Genomic DNA, 1,486 nt, shown 5'->3' on the forward strand with positions numbered 1-1,486 from the left:
GTCCTGCCGGGGCCGTCCTGCCGGGGCCCCGGTGGGCCCGCGGGACCCTCGGCGGCCCGCTGGGCCGCTGCTGGGTGGATTCCGGGAAGTCCCTGGGCGTTCGCTGGGAATCGAACGATCCCGCGTCGGTGCTGGTGGGCCGCCCGGGTGAACCTGACGGACCGTCGGACGGCACGGTTCCGGCCGCCCCGGGCGGGCGCGGTGAAGGCTTTGCCAATCCGTGGCGGAGTCTTGTTCCGCCCCCCGGTAGCGTCGTGCGGAACCCAGCAGGAGGACCCGCATCATGGCCGCACCCCACGCCCCGTCAGCGCCCGGCGCGCGCCCCCGATCCGCCGGTCGGCCGACGGCCCGATGATCTCCGGCCACGTCGCCGCATCCGCCCTGTGGGCGGTCCTCACCCCGCTGGGCCTGCTGCTCTCCGGTCTCGGCCTGGCCTCCACGATCCGGATCCGCCCCGGCACCGACCGCCCCCGCGACCACCTGCTCGGCCCGCTGCTGATCGCCTTCGGGATCCTGGTCGCGGGCTTCGGCCTCTGGCTGCTCTGAGCCGCCCCGGGCGGGCCGCGGGCTCAGCCGCCGCTCGAACCCTCCGGGCCCGCCGGACCGCTGGAACCCTCCGGGCCCGCCGGATCCTCCGCGAACCAGTGGCCGATGTTGGACCAGTCGAACGCCGAGCGCCACGCCGTCCGTCCGCCCGCCCAGCCGACCAGCGCGTCCACCACCCTGGCGGGGGAGACCGTCAGGGTCCGGTAGTGCTCGCTGGCCACGCCGTCGCGGTACTCCAACTCGTAGACGCCGTTCTCCCGCAGGCGCACCTGCACGTACCAGTTGCCGGCCGGCTCGTCGGGGCCGAACCGCTCGACGACCAGGTGCGACTCGCCGCGCTGCATGTTCGCCACCAGACAGCTCAGGGCCGTCGGCCCGGGATCGCGCACCGACAGCCCGCGTTCGGTCATCACGTGAAGCATGCGTGGAGCATGCCGCACCTCACCGACAGCCGGGGCGCCGGACCGGCCGCCGCACCCCTCCGGCGCGGCCCGCCCCTCGCGCGGGGGCTTCAGCCGGGTTCCCAGCCGGGCCGGGCGAGCACCGCCACCTCGCCGACGGCGAGCAGCAGGAGCACCGGGAACTCCGGATCGGCCTGCCCGACCGACAGCCCCACCCAGCGCGCCGACCCGGGCAGCCGCCACAGCAGGACGCTGCCGCTCAGCATGCTCAGGAACCCGAGCGGCTCGGGCCGGGCGGCGGCGGTGCCGGCGAGGCCGACGCGGTCCGGCGGCCAGAGGTCCAGGGTCTCCGGCGCGCCCCAACGAGCCGTCAGCAGGGCCGCCAGCGCCCGCAGCGCGTCCTCGATCTCCCGCTCCGCCGGCTCCACCACCTCGGAGCCCCGCCCGTCCCAGAAGTCCCGGGTCTCCTGGAGCACCAGCAGGTGGTACCCCGGCCCGCCCCACCCCCCGGGCGCCCAGGCCCGGCCCGCCACGGTCGG

General features: G+C 76.6%; 3 protein-coding genes. 1 reads left to right on the top strand and 2 read right to left on the bottom strand.

Translation table 11 applies throughout. The features are described 5' to 3' along the window. The first annotated feature begins 351 nt into the window (after positions 1 to 351). Complete coding sequence (locus tag ACFUEL_RS39605; RefSeq protein ID WP_380243059.1) at positions 352 to 546, top strand: hypothetical protein; 195 nt, start codon at positions 352 to 354, stop codon at positions 544 to 546. 23 nt (positions 547 to 569) lie between these two features. Here ACFUEL_RS39605 and ACFUEL_RS39610 read toward each other — a convergent pair whose 3' ends face one another. Both ACFUEL_RS39610 and ACFUEL_RS39615 read right to left on the bottom strand, forming a co-directional pair. Next, positions 570 to 968: a hypothetical protein gene (locus tag ACFUEL_RS39610; protein WP_380243061.1), complete on the bottom strand. Its 399-nt coding sequence runs from the start codon at positions 966 to 968 to the stop codon at positions 570 to 572. An 89-nt stretch (positions 969 to 1,057) separates the two neighbouring features. Beyond that, positions 1,058 to 1,486: hypothetical protein (locus ACFUEL_RS39615; RefSeq protein ID WP_380243063.1), on the bottom strand; the 429-nt coding region annotated here is incomplete at its 5' end.

Source organism: Kitasatospora sp. NPDC057198 (assembly GCF_042670125.1).
In the GTDB taxonomy this organism is placed as follows: domain Bacteria; phylum Actinomycetota; class Actinomycetes; order Streptomycetales; family Streptomycetaceae; genus Kitasatospora.